Origin of the sequence: Metallosphaera javensis (ex Sakai et al. 2022), from assembly GCA_021654415.1 — an archaeon.
Classification (GTDB): Archaea; Thermoproteota; Thermoprotei_A; order Sulfolobales; family Sulfolobaceae; genus Metallosphaera; species Metallosphaera javensis.
In genome coordinates, this window is the sequence record AP024487.1 from 298,467 (window position 1) to 315,337 (window position 16,871).

General features: G+C 46.3%; 16 protein-coding genes. 11 read left to right on the top strand and 5 right to left on the bottom strand.

What is annotated here, in order from left to right:
• Positions 1-10: 10 nt before the first annotated feature.
• The gene (locus QVC96_RS01775; protein WP_238024874.1) at positions 11-1,816 is read right to left on the bottom strand and encodes a VWA domain-containing protein; all 1,806 of its coding nucleotides are present in this window, start codon (positions 1,814-1,816) and stop codon (positions 11-13) included.
• Positions 1,813-5,271 (bottom strand): cobaltochelatase subunit CobN, encoded by a 3,459-nt coding sequence (locus QVC96_RS01780; protein WP_287689771.1) that lies wholly within the window; start codon positions 5,269-5,271, stop codon positions 1,813-1,815. Before QVC96_RS01780 ends, QVC96_RS01775 begins: the two co-directional genes overlap by 4 nt.
• A 162-nt stretch (positions 5,272-5,433) precedes the next feature.
• Here QVC96_RS01780 and QVC96_RS01785 point away from each other — a divergent pair, with 162 nt between their 5' ends.
• The 4 genes from QVC96_RS01785 to QVC96_RS01800 all read left to right on the top strand — a co-directional run bounded on the left by QVC96_RS01785 (position 5,434) and on the right by QVC96_RS01800 (position 8,524).
• Positions 5,434-6,105, top strand: a complete 672-nt coding sequence (locus QVC96_RS01785) for an A24 family peptidase C-terminal domain-containing protein (protein ID WP_255775989.1) — start codon at positions 5,434-5,436, stop codon at positions 6,103-6,105.
• Between the two features lie 93 nt (positions 6,106-6,198).
• Complete coding sequence (locus QVC96_RS01790) at positions 6,199-7,059, top strand: cobalamin biosynthesis protein (RefSeq protein ID WP_287689772.1); 861 nt, start codon at positions 6,199-6,201, stop codon at positions 7,057-7,059.
• A complete protein-coding gene (locus QVC96_RS01795) occupies positions 7,041-7,700 on the top strand; it encodes an SAM-dependent methyltransferase (RefSeq protein WP_287689773.1) in 660 nt (219 codons plus the stop codon). The genes QVC96_RS01790 and QVC96_RS01795 overlap by 19 nt, the downstream gene beginning before the upstream one ends.
• Positions 7,697-8,524: an ABC transporter substrate-binding protein gene (locus QVC96_RS01800; protein ID WP_238024863.1), complete on the top strand. Its 828-nt coding sequence runs from the start codon at positions 7,697-7,699 to the stop codon at positions 8,522-8,524. The genes QVC96_RS01795 and QVC96_RS01800 overlap by 4 nt, the downstream gene beginning before the upstream one ends.
• Here the strand turns inward: QVC96_RS01800 and QVC96_RS01805 are convergent.
• On the bottom strand, positions 8,493-8,993 hold the full coding sequence (locus tag QVC96_RS01805) for a hypothetical protein (RefSeq protein WP_238024862.1): 501 nt from the start codon (positions 8,991-8,993) through the stop codon (positions 8,493-8,495). The genes QVC96_RS01800 and QVC96_RS01805 overlap by 32 nt on opposite strands.
• Positions 8,994-9,054: 61 nt before the next feature.
• Here QVC96_RS01805 and cimA point away from each other — a divergent pair, with 61 nt between their 5' ends.
• Both cimA and QVC96_RS01815 read left to right on the top strand, forming a co-directional pair.
• Positions 9,055-10,626, top strand: a complete 1,572-nt coding sequence (gene cimA, locus QVC96_RS01810) for a citramalate synthase (RefSeq protein ID WP_287689774.1) — start codon at positions 9,055-9,057, stop codon at positions 10,624-10,626.
• Positions 10,627-10,628: 2 nt separating this feature from the next.
• Complete coding sequence (locus tag QVC96_RS01815) at positions 10,629-11,534, top strand: 4-hydroxybenzoate octaprenyltransferase (protein ID WP_287689775.1); 906 nt, start codon at positions 10,629-10,631, stop codon at positions 11,532-11,534.
• Positions 11,535-11,698: 164 nt separating this feature from the next.
• Here the strand turns inward: QVC96_RS01815 and QVC96_RS01820 are convergent, their stop codons facing one another.
• Positions 11,699-12,589 (bottom strand): NAD(P)/FAD-dependent oxidoreductase, encoded by an 891-nt coding sequence (locus QVC96_RS01820; RefSeq protein ID WP_287689776.1) that lies wholly within the window; start codon positions 12,587-12,589, stop codon positions 11,699-11,701.
• A 38-nt stretch (positions 12,590-12,627) separates the two neighbouring features.
• Here QVC96_RS01820 and QVC96_RS01825 point away from each other — a divergent pair, with 38 nt between their 5' ends.
• Positions 12,628-13,260, top strand: a complete 633-nt coding sequence (locus QVC96_RS01825; RefSeq protein ID WP_238024858.1) for a hypothetical protein — start codon at positions 12,628-12,630, stop codon at positions 13,258-13,260.
• Here QVC96_RS01825 and QVC96_RS01830 read toward each other — a convergent pair.
• Positions 13,250-13,399, bottom strand: a complete 150-nt coding sequence (locus QVC96_RS01830; RefSeq protein ID WP_238024857.1) for a hypothetical protein — start codon at positions 13,397-13,399, stop codon at positions 13,250-13,252. The two genes, QVC96_RS01825 and QVC96_RS01830, sit on opposite strands and share 11 nt — an antisense overlap.
• A 62-nt stretch (positions 13,400-13,461) precedes the next feature.
• On the opposite strand from QVC96_RS01830, the gene QVC96_RS01835 reads away from it, so the two are divergent.
• The 4 genes from QVC96_RS01835 to QVC96_RS01850 are packed head-to-tail and all read left to right on the top strand — an operon-like array spanning position 13,462 to position 16,866.
• Positions 13,462-14,025 carry a precorrin-8X methylmutase gene (locus QVC96_RS01835; RefSeq protein WP_238024856.1) on the top strand — a complete coding sequence of 188 codons (564 nt, stop codon included), beginning with the start codon at positions 13,462-13,464 and terminating at the stop codon, positions 14,023-14,025.
• Entirely contained in the window at positions 14,018-15,121 is a 1,104-nt protein-coding gene (locus QVC96_RS01840; RefSeq protein WP_287689777.1) for an RsmB/NOP family class I SAM-dependent RNA methyltransferase, read from the top strand. Before QVC96_RS01835 ends, QVC96_RS01840 begins: the two co-directional genes overlap by 8 nt.
• Positions 15,111-16,259, top strand: a complete 1,149-nt coding sequence (gene cbiD / locus QVC96_RS01845; protein WP_287689778.1) for a cobalt-precorrin-5B (C(1))-methyltransferase CbiD — start codon at positions 15,111-15,113, stop codon at positions 16,257-16,259. The genes QVC96_RS01840 and cbiD overlap by 11 nt, the downstream gene beginning before the upstream one ends.
• Positions 16,222-16,866, top strand: a complete 645-nt coding sequence (locus QVC96_RS01850) for a cobalt-precorrin-7 (C(5))-methyltransferase (RefSeq protein WP_238024853.1) — start codon at positions 16,222-16,224, stop codon at positions 16,864-16,866. Before cbiD ends, QVC96_RS01850 begins: the two co-directional genes overlap by 38 nt.
• Positions 16,867-16,871: the final 5 nt, after the last annotated feature.

Sequence of the window (16,871 nt, forward strand, 5' to 3'; positions counted from 1 at the left end):
TTATCTTGATTCACAGTGCAGATTTAACAAAATCGGAACCGCGTAGAAGGACGCCATGAGACCTCTCAGCAAGCATAGAGTTGAAAGAGGGGTGATATGGATTTCCAGTATCTATCACTACGAACTTAGAAATTTCGCCCAATCTAGCAGAAAAATACTCTAATTCTTGAAGAACGTTTCCGTAGAGGGATACGTTAGCCTTCCCGTCTGAGATCAAAAAGACCAGAGGAGTTAACTTACGCCTGGTTCTTCTCTCCCTGTTCACCACGTTCAAAGCCAAGGAGAGAGCCATGGACATGGGAGTCTTACCGGATGGAGTTACGTTGTCAACAAACTCCTCCACCCTTCTCAGGTTTCTGGTCAGGGGCACATCATATCTGGCCTCAGAGCCTGAGAACGTAATGAGGCCCACCCTGCTCCTCACCTGGTATGCCCTTTGTATTAACCCTCTCAGTATAGCCTTGGCAACTAGAATTCGCCTGGAAAAGTCCATGGACCTACTGGTATCGAGCAGGAGTAAGATGGGCACCGCGCCCTGAGTTTCTGCGTTTTTCATTACAAGATCATCTGGATGAAGCCGGGTTCTCCTATCGAGAGCCATGTTAACTAGGGAGGAGTGGAGATCTAGATGGATCCCGCTTCCCGCAAACTTACCCGTAATGATATCGAATACTCCACCTTTGCCGAATCCTGTACCCGGTGACTTTATCTTGGGTAAATCCATGTTTGCTGAGAGGTTAGATTCAGGCTCTTGAGCGTTCTTTCTTTTCTCGTTGCCTGTATAGGTGGAATCCCTATTACCGTGATTCTGAGCCTCTCCCTGATTCCTAGGAAGGTGCGAGGTTTGAGGCGGGGCACGTCTTTCCTTAACCCTATGATGTAGCACAAACTCCAGAGCCTCCTTCACGTCTTCCTGGTCCACTTCAGTCCTACCGCTCAACGCGGCTAGAGCCTTGGCCACTTTGGTCGCCGCTATCATGGCCCTAGTACTTTGGGACTGAGAGAGTATCTCCTGAGCTAGATAATGCATCAGCTCGTCCGGAACCCTGACCTTGGGTAGGTTTTCCTTCGCCTTGAGAATTTTCTCCCTTATTTCCGCTTCCTGTTCCCTGAATTTGGAGGTGAACTCCTCTGGATTCCTCTCGAACTCCTCCACTCTTTTCGCGATTTCGATCAACTCCTCGGGACTTCTTGGGGATTCAGCCTCAACAGAAATGGCGAACCGATCAAGTAACTGTGGCCTTAATTCTCCTTCCTCGGGGTTCATGGTCCCTATCAGGATAAAATCTGCTGGATGGATGACAGAAACTCCTTCCCTCTCAACCACGTTAAACTTAGATGCGGCCGAGTCCAAGATAGCGTTGACCACCTCATCCGGGAGCAGATTCACCTCGTCAATGTACAGGATCCCCCTATTGGCAAGGGCTAATAGGCCAGGTTCAAGACCCCTTTCACCCTCCTTGAGAACCTTCTTTATGTCAAGAGTACCTACAACCCTATCGAGGGTAGCGCTCACAGGGAGCTCCACGATTCTCATTCTTCTCCTGGACCTAGGCAAACTCTCGCCTTGATCCAATCTTGCCCTGCATCTGTTACACATCCTGTCTCTGTGGTCTGGATCACAGGAGAATGGGCAGTCCGCGACAACCTCTATTTCAGGCAAGAGACTGGCCAGAGCCCTTACCGCAGTGGATTTCGCTACGCCCTTTGGTCCCTTGATTAACACCCCGGTGATCGTTGGGTCAACGGCTACCAGGAGAAGAGCTTTTTTCAATCTTTCCTGACCCACTATTGCACTGAAAGGAAATGATCTCACTCCAGCTCCCCCTCTATCTGAGAGTAGGCGCTTAGCAACTGTTCCTCTATTTCCCTAGAGGGCTTCCATATGCCCCTGTTCTTTGCCTCTATTAACCTCCTCGTTATCTCCTCCAGAGCGTAGGGGTTAACTTCACTGAACCAGTTTCTCATCCTCTCGTTTAAGACAATCTTGGAGGCCACGTTATTGAATATCTGGTCATTTACCAGCCTGGTGGTGGCCGCCCAGCCGTACAGGTGTTCAACCTTCTTCAGTATCTCCGTTGCTCCCCTATATCCGAACCTCATCTGCGAGTTAAGCCAAGAATCGTTGAGGAGCTTCCCAATGCTCACCCTCTCTATCTCCTCCTTGAAAAGCCTGAGCTGAGGCCTGCTGGGGTTTGATGTGTCCTCATACATCAGCTCTGGGTTCTTACCGATCTTCTTACAGGCCAGATACAGCCCCCCCACGTAGCTATAGTTACAGCTATCGTCCAGTATATCTATCTCATCTATCTCCCTCTTGTGAACTATCATTTCCACGTTATCAATGGCCCTTTTCAAATGATCCACGGCCCTCACCCCATTCTTTCCCTTTCCGTACGCATATCCCAACCAGTTAAGGTAGATATCACCAAGCTCAGATTCCTGATCCCATACTCCAGCCTCTATGGCATGGCTAACACCTGAGCCGTAAGCTCCGGGTTTCGCAGAGAACACGTGATATTTGAGGGAGTTGGCCCTCGGGTAGTTTAGTGTCTCGGGCTCGTTGAGCGACGTAACTAGCTGTGTAGCTTCATCCAGCATTTCCACGATGTTCATCAGGTTGTCCCTCACAATACCGCTAACGTTAATTACCACGTCAATTCTAGGTCTCTGAAGTTCGTCCAAGGGAATGGGTTTAACCCCCTGAACCCTTTTGGTTATGGAATTCCATACGGGAGTTACTCCAAGAGTCCTCAAAATCTGCGCCACCAGTTCACCGTCCGATCTGAATACATCAGTTGACCAGAGTATGAACCCTATAGCCCTTGGATACCTGCCGTTCTTCCTGTAGAAGGCATCAATAAGTTTCTCAGCAAGCAGTGCACCGGTCTGCCATGCTGACTGAGTGGGGATCTTCCAGAGATCCACCGCGTAGAAGTTTCTTCCTGTGGGGAGAACGTCATATCTTCCTCTAGTGATAGAACCTGAGGGGCCTGGTTCCACAAACCTTCCGTTAAGTGCCTCCATCAGGCTCTCCCTCTCCATGGCCACTGACTCCAGTACCTTGGTGAGCACATAACTCTCCTTTTCCGGCAACTTGGTCTGCCCCTGAATGGCGCTGATCACTATCTCCTTGGCCTTCTCTCTCCCATAGGTCTTCACCAGAGAATCGTTCTCGAACCTTGTGGCAGTCACGACATATTCAGCCAGGTCCTCTTCAGAGGGTACATCTCCCAGTACATGGAGTCCCTTGGAGATGGTTGAATCCTTGAAGATATTGAGCCTATGCTCTATCTCGTGGGTTGCCTTATCTGGATCGGTGAAGTCCACGGTTAAACCTATCTTTTCCGCGGTCTCCTTGATCTTATTGAGCACCAGCTTCTGTCTGACCTCATTGTCCGCCCTTTCTGCCTCCTCATATTCCTCTATCATGTCCTCAAGCTTTCTGGCTTCCTCCGGTATCTCATCAAATATGGTTGGAGGGGAAAGGTGATCCACCAGAACAGCGTAACTTCTCCTCTTGGCGGTTATGCCTTCACCCGGAACGTTCATGGAATAAATGTAAAGGTGCGGAAGTTCTCCTATGGAGATCTGGGGGAAACATGCAGGGGAGAGCCCCACTCCCTTCCCAGGCGTGAACTCCAAGGTGCCGTGAGTTCCAACATGAATTATCACATCAGCCTTGAATCCCTGATATATCCACCTGTAAAAGGCCAGCCAGAAGTGGGGCACAGGAAGGTCAGAGTTATGAACCAGCCTGATCGCGTTCTCCTCATCCTGCCATGTTACCCTCTTGGGTTGCACACCCACGAAAACGTTCCCGAACACTAGGCCTGGGACGATGAATCTCTCTCCGTCAAACATATAATCCCTGGCACCAGGCTTCGGTTCTCCCCACGTTTCAACTACCCTCTTCCTGGCCTCTTCAGGAAGACTGTTGAAGAATTCCATGTATTCGTGATAACCCAATGTCCCGGCAACTCCTGAACCGAGGATATCTTCGAGAGAGTTCCATCTTGTTTCGGGAAAAGCCCTCCTCGAGATTATTTGCTTAACCAGATCCTCGCCGTTTAAGGGAAGATTTTCCACTCTGTATCCACGTTTCCTCAAGAGATGTAGTATCTCTACCGTTGTCTGCAGAGTGTCCAGTCCAGTGGCAGTGCCTATGTTCGCCTCCAGGTCCTTGTATGCGGAGGCACTGTGAAGTATTATAGCAATCCTCTTCTCGCTATTGGGTTTGTGCTGAAGATCAATCCATTTCCTGACCCTAGAAACTAGATACTCTACCTGCTCCCTCACGGGGTTTAGAACTCTGTAGGTGTAATTACCCGTCCTTATCACCTTTATGGTTCCCACAAGAACGGGCTCTATGGTTCCATTCATCTCCGGCATCATCACGCTCATCATAGTACCTATTGGATCCAGGCCCTTGGAGGAGAGCCATTCGCTCTCTGTCTTGTAGTAATCAATCAAGCCCTGAAACACAGGTACGTTCAATTTCTGAAGTAATGTGGAATCCCAGTTCTTTATCAGGGAGAATGAGAGAAGGCTTATCACGGCGTTCACAATGGGCTTTCCCTCGATCATGAAGTATCTCTGGATAGCCTCATCATTTCCTTCAATTCCCCGATCCTTGCTTCCAAATCCCTGCACGAAAACCGGTATCGGGGTTATCCCGTGCCTCTCCAGGCTGGAGATTATGGAGTCAACTACTCCCAGGTCTCTATCTGTCCAAGCTGTTCTGTAGAAGAGAATTCCCACTCTCCTCCCGGAATCGCCAATCTTATTCAGGAAGTCCCTTACATCGGTGAAAGATTCAGGAAAACGTGGATGATAGATCCCCGAGAAAGGAAGGGGCTTGGGGTCTGGTACCTTGATATCAGGAAATTTCAAACTGAGCAGGTAAAGGATAAGGTTACGGATGTTTGCCTCCCCGCCATAGGAGTAGTAAGCTGATACCTTACTTAGAGCCTCTGGTGGAGCCTTATTGTAATTGCTCAGAGCCGGATCCACTACCACCACAACTTCCTTCCTCCTCAGGATAGGAGACAGTTTCTCCATTACTTCCTGATAGAGATGTTCGCTAGAGAAGTGATGGATGAAAACAACATCAGCTTCCTCCAAAAACTTCATGAAGCTTTCGTCAATGGGATCTAACCTAGGATACTTTACCTTCAGTTCCACGCCCAGTTCACTGGCCCTCTCCACAAAGGTTCTTATAACAGAACCGTTCCAGCCTATGAGGACCGCAAGTTTTCCCTTTACGTTCATTGCTGGTTAGCCTATCCATACAATACGGAAAACTTTTTATCTTTACCTGAAAGCATGATCACAAGGGTATCTGGCCCCAGACTCCCCCGTGTAGGGTTGGGATGAAGAGGGTTTCCTGCCGTGTTATCCATATACTTATTTCAGGTTGTTTTGAGCTCTGTAATGTTACTTCACACGTCAATTCTGGACCTAAAGTACAGGGAAGTGGATCCTAAGATTTGGTTGATATATTCTCCACTGGCGATTTTCATTTATTTCGATATCCATGAGGTCAATCTGTTCATCTACCTTTACTCCATAGTCGCGGTACTTGCAGTGTTCTTTGGCTTTTACATGATATCGTTTATGGGTGGGGCTGATCTATTTGCCATGATCATCCTAGGCCTTGCTAACGCATCTGTACACCCACTCCTTTTTAGCAGGCTTTCTGAGCTGGGGATGGAACCACTAATAATAGTGCTATATTCATCGATTCTCATCATCTTATCTGGAATAATTAACTTTGCCCGAAATTTCAGATATACCCGTGAGTTACCCTTGGGAACCAGACTTATCCTTTCCTTCACTGCGAGGAGAATTAAGGTGAAGCAGTTCCTTCAGTCCAAGTTTCTTTTCCCCTTAACTGAAATTGATGAGAGTGGATCCGAGAGCCTGAGAATGGGATTCTCAGTTGATGAGGATGATTCGCGCTGGCGAGAACTTTACGCCAAACTGGTCAAGGAGGGGAAGCTTGAGGAGGAGAGATATATATGGGTTGCATGGGGCGTACCAGTCCTTCCCTTCATCCTACTCGGGTATTTGATAAGCCTCGTGGTTGGACTGTCTTTTTCATGATATTTAATAAGGAACGTACGTAATCAACTATTTGACTTGTATGTATCTAAGATTAAGATAGTTTCTGATCCCGGTAACGACTTGGCTAGGACATTGAGCAAAAGGTTAGAGGAGCTTGGATACTACATAGTTCACGAAAACCCAGAGATCTATGTATTCTTTTACCCCCTGGGAATCACTGTGAGAAAAATACAGGGACTAATAAGAGATAAGGCAACTGATCCTGTGGTAATAAGTGTGACCGACGACGGAAGCTACGTAATACCAGTTATAAAGGAGCACAGGGGAGGGTCAATTCTAGGGGGTATAATTGCCGATCTCATGGGGTCTCAACTGATTCTCACGTCGCGCACCTCCCAGATGGGCATTTACAGTGTGGAGGAATTCGCGTGGATAAATGGACTCGAGATAGACTCTAAGGTAGCGGACCTGCTAAACTTCAAGCTTGTTAAGAACGGGAAACTGAAATTCTACCTCGAGGATAAGCTAGACCTTAAGCCTGTTGAAGGCTTTGAGCCCACGGATAGGCTGGAGAACGCCGACTTTGTGATAGGGGAAGAGTGTGCGGAACTTCCCACTTTGAGGCCCATAAGGCTAGCCATGGGACTAGGTTACACCACAAACGCTCCGGTAGAGGTTCTCTATTTCTCTGCTGTTAGCACAATGAAATCCATTCATATTCATGAAAGAAGATTGGATTTCATTGCGGTACCTGAGTTGAAGCGCGGAGACGAAAAGATAAAGAAGATAGGTAACATGCTGGGAGCATCAATTATCTACGTCCCTCTGGATCAGATTCGAGGTAGAAACCAGTCAACCCCCTCCAGGGTTGCCAGGGAGAGATTTGGAGTCGAGGGTGTGTGTGAGCCTTCGTTGGAGGCTCTTGGTACCAAGATTGTCCTTAAAAGAACTAAAAGAGCGTATGGAGTAGTTACATGCTTGGGAGTCAAATGATAAAAGTGGTGGGAATTGGAGCTGGTGGGGATACACTTACGCTCAGAGCAGTTAAGGAATTGAAAAACGCGAGCGTAGTTATTGGTTACTCAAGTTACGTTAACATAGTCAAGGATTTCCTGAATCCGGAGGCTCAAATCATGGAGAGTAGGGTTGAGGAAATTGAATTGAGAGTGGAGCAAGCTCGTGGCATGAGGGACAAGAACACTATTGTGATCAGCTCCGGAGATCCTATGGTTTTCGGTATGGGATCGCGCCTATATCGGGATGCTGACGAGATTGTCCCTGGGATCACTGCGATAAGCCTAGTTGCCAGCTTGCTAAAGATACCCCTTGATGATTACGCGGTGATAAGCGCTAGCACATACTCTTCAACCCTCGACAAGATATTGGAGAAGTTAAGGGCCTCTATAGAGGCTAATTTCACCATTGGAATATACAACATTAATCCTGTAGGAAGGAGGGGAGAGGCCAAGATGATCGAGAAGGAAATAAAGGAGAGGGCTAAGGGATGGAATTTCTATATAGTACGCAATGCAATGAGGGACTATCAGTCAGTCATCCAAGGAAGAGTTGAGGAGTTAAATATTGATGACGTGGATATGAACTCTCTCCTTCTGCTCAAGAGATGGTCCAGATGAGAAAGAAAATATTCAATGATGTGTTGAACGATTTCGTAGAAGTGGAGTACCCTCCGAGAAAAGTGGTGAGTCTAGACCCTGCCTCCACGGAGACCCTCTTCATGATAGGTGCTGGTGAACTGGTGGTGGGGACTGATGCCTTTAGTTACAGACCTCAAGAGGCCAGAAACAGGGTCAAGCTGGGAAGCTACACCCATGTTAAGTATGAGATCCTTGATCAACTAAAGCCTGACATAATATTCACCACACTCGGAGCTCAGAAAGATCTCACACTTGAGCTCAAACGGAGAGGTTACCCTGTTTATCCTTTGAGAGTAGCTACCACTGTTGGTGAAATTCTGAATAATATTCTCCTGGTCGGTAACGCATCTGGACGTCATGAGAGCTCCAGACTGCTCTATAGGAGCCTTTTAAATAGATTGAATACGCTCCCTTCCCCAAAAATAAGACCTGCTGTTTACGTCGAGTTAGACCTAGGTGGTCCCATAACACCGGGTTTTCCGTCCCATATTAGCGACGGAATCTGGTTGGCTGGAGGGAAGAATGTATTTGATCATCTAACTGACGCTTACGTGGAGCCCAGTTCCGATCAGCTTATGGAACTTCAAATTGACCTAGTAATATATGAACCAAAAAAGGAGAGGCAAGAGGAACTGCAACGCTTTAAGGATTCGCTAAGGACTAGGGGACTTTTCAAACTGCTGGATGTTCCAATGTACGTCACAAAAGGAGATTTCTTGGCACATCAGGGTCCTAGCTTCGTTCAGGAGGTCATCCCATGGATCAATGAGGTTATTTTCTCCTGGTTACAAACCAAGAAATAATATACCAGAGTATCATGGCGCCTCCAGCTAAGATAACTACATCTAGGAAGGTCTGGAGGATCCCTAGCGAATAATAGAAATTGCTGATAGTCTGGGCGTTAAAGAGACCATAGGTGAAGGATATATTTGAGGTTTGATTATCTAAATTTATTATTTGAATTTCATAGTCCGACTGATTTAACTCGATGGAAATCTCCTTTTGCTGATCGAGAATAGGATGACCAGTTGAGCTCAGCAATGAAACATTGGCGTTTCCTTTAAGCACTAGAAATATTATGGCCTGTCCCTTTTGGGCGCTGAGGTTCTTCACAATGACTGTCTGTGCAGGACCCACAACAACGTAACCCTGGTTCGATTTAAACACGTTATTAACGGTGGAATATCCGGGATAATACAGTGGCAATGAGATGTAGAGCAATAAACCAATGACCAGAAATATCGTTCCGAGAGCCAATAGATTGAAGTTCATAACGTCATCTCTCCATAGTCAAGTTTATATAATTAGTTTAAGCATAACCTACCCATGGCCGGTGGCCAAGAAATCCATAGAAATACTTGATACAACCCTTAGGGATGGCTCTCAAGCCGCATCTATTTCATTTACCCTAAGGGACAAGATAAAAATAGCTCTACTCTTAGACGAACTGGGAGTAGACTACATAGAAGGCGGATGGCCTGGTTCCAATCCAAAGGACTACGAATTCTTCAGGGAAATAAAGAACTATCATCTTAAAAATTCCAAAATAGCAGCCTTCGGAAGCACTAGGAGAAAAGACCTGAAGCCAGAAAATGATCCAAGCCTATCCTCTATCTTGGAAGCGGACGTCAAGGTTGCGGTGCTCTTCGGCAAGACATGGACTCTCCACGTTAAGGAGATACTAAAAACAACACTGGAGGATAACCTCTCCATGATAGCAGATAGCATTCAATTCCTGAGAGATCATGGCCTTGAGGTCATATTTGACGCTGAGCATTTCTATCAAGGGTTCAAGGAAGATCCAGAGTATGCAATAAGAGTTGTGAACACGGCAGGCGAAGCTGGAGCCAGTGTGGTAACTCTGGCTGACACAAACGGAGGCACACTGCCCCACGAGATCCTAGAAATAACCAGAAGGGTTGCAGAGAGGAGTAGGGTGAAGCTGGGAGTTCATATGCACAACGATTCGGGTACTGCTGTCGCCAACTCATTGATGGGAGTGGTGGCAGGGGCTAGGCATGTCCAAGGAACTATTAACGGAATTGGTGAGAGAACGGGAAACGCAGATCTAGTTCAGATTATACCTAGCCTGATCCTGAAGATGGGGTATAGGGTGCTCAGAAACGAAGAAGGTCTTAAGAAGCTTAAACAGGTCTCTTCCACCTTATATGAGCTGGCTGGACTTCATCCAAATCCGTTCCAGCCTTACGTAGGAGATAACGCATTTACGCATAAGGCTGGAGTTCACGCAGACGCAGTTATGAAAAACACCAGGGCGTATGAGCACATAGATCCATCTCTGCTTGGTAATCAGAGGAAAGTGGTCATCTCAGAGTTATCTGGTACATCAAACCTAGTGAATTACCTTGAAAAAATAGGAGTTAAGGTGGAAAAGAGAGAGGAGAGGTTGAAAAGGGCACTCAAGACAATTAAAGAGATGGAGTCCCGTGGATACAGCTTTGATCTGGCCCCAGAATCAGCTGTCCTAGTAGCATTCAAGGAAATGGGGATCTACGAGAAGTTCTTTGATGTGCAGTATTGGAAGGTTATAAACGAGAACGGATTGGCGCTTGCCGTAGTCAAGGTGAATTCTAGGGTTGAAGCTGCAGAGGGCACGGGACCAGTTCACGCAGTGGACGTGGCATTGAGGAGATGTCTCTCGAAGGACTTTCCAGAGATAGAGAAGGTCAAGCTCACGGACTATAGAGTGGTCCTTCCTGGAGAGGTGAAGAACACAGAAAGCGTTGTGCGTGTAACCATTGAGTTTAACGATGGAGAGAGGTCCTGGAGAACTGAGGGCGTTTCGACAAGTGTTATAGAGGCGTCCATAATGGCACTTGTGGATGGGCTAGACTATTATCTGCAACTTAATAAGAAATTAAAGCCACTAATGGCAAGAGAGTAATCGTGTCTTGGGATCCAGGAGGAGCAACAGCTAGCCAGAGTAAGCTTTACATCTATCTAAAGTTTCTCAGGATGGAGCAGACTTTTTTCAGTCTGCCCATGGCATATATGGGAGCCTTTGTGGCCATTAGAGGCATACCTTCACCAACTGTATTGCTCCTGATATTTTCGGCGCTCTTCTTCCTCAGAATTGCGGGTATGACTAATGACAATTTAGCTGACAGAGAGATAGATGCCAGAAATCCTAGGACAAGGACTAGACCCCTTGTGACAGGGGCTATCACCACCAGGGAGGCAAAGATACTGATTGCCATAGGACTTGTAGGGTTTTTTGCCTCTGCATATCTGGTGAACAGATGGGCGTTCCTTCTCTCTCCCATAGTGGCTCTGGTTACCATGACATACCCCTATATGAAGAGGTTCACCGCTTTCGCTAACTACCAGATAGCTACAGTGCAAGGTTTAGCCGTGTTCAGCGGTGCGGTGGCAAGCGTGGGAGTAAGCGCAACGTCCTTGGTCCAGGTTATTGGTTCTGTTCCCTGGTTGTTTGTAATAGCCACAATACTTTGGGCCGTTGGCTTTGACCTCTATAACCATATTCCAGACGCGGATTTTGATAAAAAGATGGGCCTGCATAGCTTCGCCGTAGTATTAGGTAATAAGGCGTTAACCTTTGCTGGACTCAATCAATTATTCTCGGTTATTCTTGATATAATTGCAGACTTCATGTACAATTTAGGGCCTATATCTTATGCCTCAACCATCTTACATGGCCTCGTCATGGCATATGCCTTCTATTTAGCCTCTAGAGGAATGTTCGGGAAGGCCTTCTACTGCAATATCTATTCGTCGATTATACTGGGGCTAGGTATAGATATGGACATTCTTCTTGGGATACCTTTCACCTAGAGGGATGCGACAGATTCATAATGCTAAAGCGATGGCAACCCGGTTTTAACAGTTATACACTAAGCAAATTAACCCCATTATGCAAATTTTATATAGGACTCTCAGGGACCTCAGAATGAGGAGGAAATTGTTTCCCCCAGACACCCCCCGGGTCCCTGGGTGTCCTACAACTTTATCAAAAATCCCATTTTGCCCTTTCGCCAGATGTAGTACCTTTCAATGAATCGCTTAAAGATTGGTCTAATCCTAGACTTCCCGATTGATACAGATGTACCTCCCCAGGGAACAGTAGATCTTATATGAACTCCGATTCCCTTCCCGCTGTCCAAGATAAAGATGAAAATGGGTTTGAACTCGCCCCCGTGCCCCCTTAACCTCTGGCCCACATATACGCCAGTTCTCATGGCCAACTCGCCAAGCTTGGGCCATCCCTTAATGATGTCTCCCGCCACATACACACCTGGTCTAGTCTCAAGGAACTGATTTCCCTCGTAAAAGGAGAAGGGATGAGGTGGAACACACTCGTCTAGCACCAGACTTGGAGTCTCGGTGGTCCCCACGCCTGTCCATGTCAGGAGAGCTGATATCTCCTCTCTCACCTGATTGCCCAACCAGCTCAGGTAGGAACTTTTAACTTTCACATCTTTTCCAAGCCTCTTGAGGTAGAACGCCAGCTGAAGGATGAGGTACTCGTCTCTTTCATCCTGGCTCCCTAAAGTCACGCTGGACAATTTCAACGACTCTGCTATGATCTCATCAAAGTTTTTCCTGACACAGCCAGGAGCAATGACGAGATTGTTGGCGTAAATCCTGTCTCCGTTAACCAGAACCATCTTGGAGGGAAGGTCCAGGTCCCTTACCTCTCCCACCTCCACAAAGGATACCTTCGTTCGGGTAGTTAATCTAGGTTCCACAATTTTCCTTAGTTCAGCTGTCCAAAACCTAAACTCATCGCTTCTTGAGAGGATAGTAGCCTTTCTCCCTAAGGTGTAGTAAGCGTTAAGTCCCGCATATCCTCCCCCAACTATCAGGTTATCCACGCGTCTCTCGGTCATCTAAGCTTAATAGACGACGGAATACTAAATGTCTAATCGTGAAATTATCCCTAGGCTACTCAGATGAAGCAGATTTGGTTCCTCTGATTCCCCTGCTCGAGGGCAAACTTGATAGAGATATCACTATTGAACCGGTAAAGGTTAAAGAGGACGACCTGAAGTTCGTGTTTCAAAAGTTTGATTTAATATATGTTCCGGTTCCACTAATAAATTATATTCCTGATATAAAATTTATCTCAAATGGAGCTAGAATAGCCCAAAGCATTGGGGTAAGGGGTAAATGCGAGGGGGATACAGTGTGTGTTAAAAGTTCCAATTCAACCGAGTACTATTTTATCAAAATATTCGACCCAAAACGTACGGTAACTAGAGGAGAATGCGGGTGCAGTGTTAGTATCGAGGGTGTTGAGGAGGATCTTACCCCCATCTGGAGAAGCGAATGTGGAGATGTTCCGCTGGTACTAAAGTTGATAGCAATAAACCTTGATGAATCGCTGGCATCTAAGGTCAAGATAGCCATAAGGGAATCTGCCTCCATCGTTGCGTCTCAGGGGAAAATTCCGCAGTTCTCAAAGGAGCTGGGCCTAAAGGGAAGACAGGGCATGGAGTGCTTCATCAACAAGTGTAGAGAGGCGGGGCTCTGTTCAAACAACAGGTATTTCATGCTTTAGTGATCTTTCCTGACCTGACTATCCTGATCAACCTTAGTGTGAAATACAGAGCCGGCAGGTACATGATATCATCTAGAGATGTGCCCTTAAAGACGAGAATTAGCGCTATGCTTAGTAGGGATATAATTTCATCCTTCATGAAGATAATTGTTCCACCAACATTTTATAATCGGTGACCTTCAAGACTAATATGACCATGTAATGGAGTTCATTGATAATATCAGCGAAGAGGGGGAGAGAAGGGTTAAACACGTGTTAAATGAGGTCTTGGATCTGCTGGATGAGAAGGAGAGAAAGGTAGTACTTAGGGCTATAAGGAGCACTGGAGATCTTGATCTGATAGGAACTCTTAGGTTCTCTAGAAGGGCACTAGAGGTAGGTCCAAAGCTCGTTAAGAACGGCGTACTTGTGGACACTAGGATGGCAAGGGAGGGTCTTGGAAGTTTAGGGGAGTACGTCGAGCCAACGTCTAGGAGGAGCAGATATCTTGCCCAAGATATGATCGAGTCATGGAGGGACAAACTGAAGGGTAAGGTGGTAATGATAGGAACTAGCCCTCTTGCGCTCGAAAAGTTGCTGGATTTGGTAGAGGAGGGAATTAGGCCGGAGCTTATAGTGGGTGTTCCCGTGGGTTTCGTCAACGCTCTTCACGCCAAGTACAGACTCTCGAGACAAAGCAGTGTAGAGTACATAACCAACATAAGCGTGAAGGGTGGAGTGGCCCTAGGTGTCAGCATAGTGAGGGCATTGATGGAAATTGGATGACCTAATTGACTTCCTTTCGTCAGTAATACATTTCTGTGAGAGAGGCGACCCCCTACCTGTAGCCTTCTCCAAGGCAAAGGAGATAAGGAGAGTTCGCAACGTAAATTACGACGAGTTATTTGAACTGTCCAGAAAGCTCATCCTGTCCTATTATTCCTTGAGCGGAAGATCCGCAAGGAAGAAGGTAATATCTTTCCTGGAGGGTGCGAATAAAATTTCCTTACCCCAATGGATGAACGATGAGCTTAGAGGATTGGTAGACCTGGAAGCTTACTTGAGGAGTTTGGAATCAGGTAGGTACAAATGGTTTAGGGTCAACACTGTTCTGGGAGAGGAAAACCAAGTTCTCACCTCCCTTGAGCGTCAAGGCATAAAGTTCGAAAGGGATGGGGACTTCAACTATCTTTTCAAAGTTAGATCGGGGAACATTACCAAGACGGATGAGTTTCGAAATTTCAAGGTAATAATTCAGGACAAGGCCAGCGTAGCGGTAGTCGAAGCCTTAAAACCTGAGAAAGGAGATGTCATATTTGAATTCGCATCTGCCCCAGGCTTAAAGGCAGAACTCATTTATGAGCTGACGCAGGGAGATGTCTACCTTATCCTAGCTGAACTGGATCGCGAAAGGCTAACCAAGGAGATCAAACTACTGTCTAGGTTGGGTGTGGATATGGGAAAGGTAGACTTCATCAATCAGGATTCCACTATGAACTCTGTTCTGAAAGCAGACAAGGTGCTGATTGATGCGCCTTGCTCCTCCTCCGGAATACTTTACAATGAACCCACAGTCCTTTTGGGTTTGAGGGATAAAGGCAAAGTAGAAAATTTTTCAGTCATACAGAAATTGATGATTAGAGAGGCGTTTAATATTCGTTTTAAAAAAGCTGTATATTCTGTATGTTCCATATTTCCAGAAGAGGGAGAAGCAGTAATGGACGAGTACATGGATCATTTGCTTTCAACCAATGCCGGGGGAGTTGAGGGATATGGGAATCATGGATCTGGTAAATTCTGTAATAGATATTTTGGCCATATACATGGAACAGAGGACTTTTTCATTGCCACCTTGAGGGGAAGTGAGTCACATGAGCGTTAGAATACCCCTAAACTACCAGCCAGCTTCGCCATCGCTTTCCAATGCGAAGTCCGCAAAGAGGAAGATCCTCAAGATGGGTTTCACGACAGGAACAGCGCTATCAGCTGCGGCAAAAGGTTGTGCTTACGCCATAATGGGAGAGATGAAGAAGGCTGTGGTCGTGTCTACACCCATTGGACTCAGAATAGAAATTCCCCTAAACTACGTGAGGATGGAGGGAGAGTGGTGCATTGCTTCCGTCACGAAGTACGGAGGAGACGACCCTGATGACACTAATGGAATGGAAATAATTGTAAGAATGAAGCTCAACAACGATAGGGGGTACGTGTCGGTAAGGGCGGGAAAGGGTCTTGGAAAAGCAGTAAATAGTGGATTACCAGTAAATCTAGGAGAACCTGCAATAAATCCAGTTCCTAGGAAACAACTCGTAGATAACCTGAAAGAGGTTCTAGGAGATAATTTCGGTGCAGAAATAGAGGTCATTATTCCCGATGGCGAGAGAATTGCCAAGAGGACCTTCAACCCCAAGCTGGGGATAGAGGGCGGAGTCTCCATTCTGGGAACCAGTGGAGTAGTGAAGCCCATGAGTCTCGTGTCCTGGTATGCCTCCCTGGTGGAACAACTTGATATTGTTAAATCCTTTGGGATAGATCGAGTTGTACTAGTTCCAGGAAATATTGGCGAAACCAGCGCCAGAAAAAAACTGAACGTTGATCCTAGGTCCATTGTTCAGATGGCAATATTCACTGGTGGCATGCTGAAGGCTTCTGCGAGGAGAGGATTTAAGGAGATTCTGCTTTATGGTCACGTGGGGAAGCTAATAAAGAGCGCAATTGGAATATGGAACTCTCATTATAAATATGGTGATGGCAGGTTAGAGGTGATAACTGCATATGCGGCCAAGCATGGAGTTGCCCATGATGACATCTTGAGACTCATCAATGCCAAAACCACTGATGAGGCCATCAACATTCTAAAAAACTATAGCTACAAGGAAATATTCAATGAGATAGCGGAAAGAATAGCCCTAAACTCCTTCAACCTAATTGAGGGGAAGGCAAAGGTACACTGCATACTGATAAACATGGAAGGGGAGATAGTTGGAATATCGAGCGAGGCGGGAAAGTTCTTGGCCTAAGATAATGGGGGCAGGCCCTGGAAATCCAGAGTATTTCACGCTAAAGCTAATAAACAATTTACGCGATGCAAGGAAAGTCATAGCGACAAAGAGGCTATTAATTGCAGTTAAACCTTTCACTAACGCAGAGCTGGTTGAGCTCGAGGAGGGTCACGGCTTCTATACTATGATTAAAAATATTGAAAGCAAGGAAGGTACGCTAATCCTGTCAACGGGAGACCCAATGATAGCGGGAATAGGTAAATTCTTTCCAGATCATGAGATAGAACCCGGAATTAGCTCAGTTCAAAAATGTGCCTCACTAATACACGAGGAGTTGACCAATAGCACCATAATTTCCACAAGATATGGAAAAAATTACGAGAAGATAGACCCAGCTTTACGTTTAGGCTTTCGTGTCTTTCTGCTTCCAGAACCAGCATTAACGGTAGGGGAGATCATTAGAAAACTGTCATTATATCTTACGAATCCGGGGAACATGAACGTAGCAGTTTGCCTTAATCTCTCTCTAGCAAATGAAAGAGTGATAAGGGGAAAAATATCGGAGCTAAGCGCCTCGGATGAAAACGGGCTTAAGGTAATTTTCATCTCACCCTCTGTGAATTAAAGCGA

What these genes read in the sequence shown, in the direction of transcription:
- QVC96_RS01780 (WP_287689771.1), bottom strand. Translation starts at nt 5,271, where the DNA reads ATGAACGTAAAGGGAAAACTTGCGGTCCTCATAGGCTGGAACGGTTCT.
- QVC96_RS01785 (WP_255775989.1), top strand. Translation starts at nt 5,434, where the DNA reads ATGTTACTTCACACGTCAATTCTGGACCTAAAGTACAGGGAAGTGGAT.
- QVC96_RS01795 (WP_287689773.1), top strand. Translation starts at nt 7,041, where the DNA reads ATGCTTGGGAGTCAAATGATAAAAGTGGTGGGAATTGGAGCTGGTGGG.
- QVC96_RS01800 (WP_238024863.1), top strand. Translation starts at nt 7,697, where the DNA reads ATGAGAAAGAAAATATTCAATGATGTGTTGAACGATTTCGTAGAAGTG.
- QVC96_RS01805 (WP_238024862.1), bottom strand. Translation starts at nt 8,993, where the DNA reads ATGAACTTCAATCTATTGGCTCTCGGAACGATATTTCTGGTCATTGGT.
- QVC96_RS01820 (WP_287689776.1), bottom strand. Translation starts at nt 12,589, where the DNA reads ATGACCGAGAGACGCGTGGATAACCTGATAGTTGGGGGAGGATATGCG.
- QVC96_RS01830 (WP_238024857.1), bottom strand. Translation starts at nt 13,399, where the DNA reads ATGAAGGATGAAATTATATCCCTACTAAGCATAGCGCTAATTCTCGTC.
- QVC96_RS01835 (WP_238024856.1), top strand. Translation starts at nt 13,462, where the DNA reads ATGGAGTTCATTGATAATATCAGCGAAGAGGGGGAGAGAAGGGTTAAA.
- cbiD (WP_287689778.1), top strand. Translation starts at nt 15,111, where the DNA reads ATGAGCGTTAGAATACCCCTAAACTACCAGCCAGCTTCGCCATCGCTT.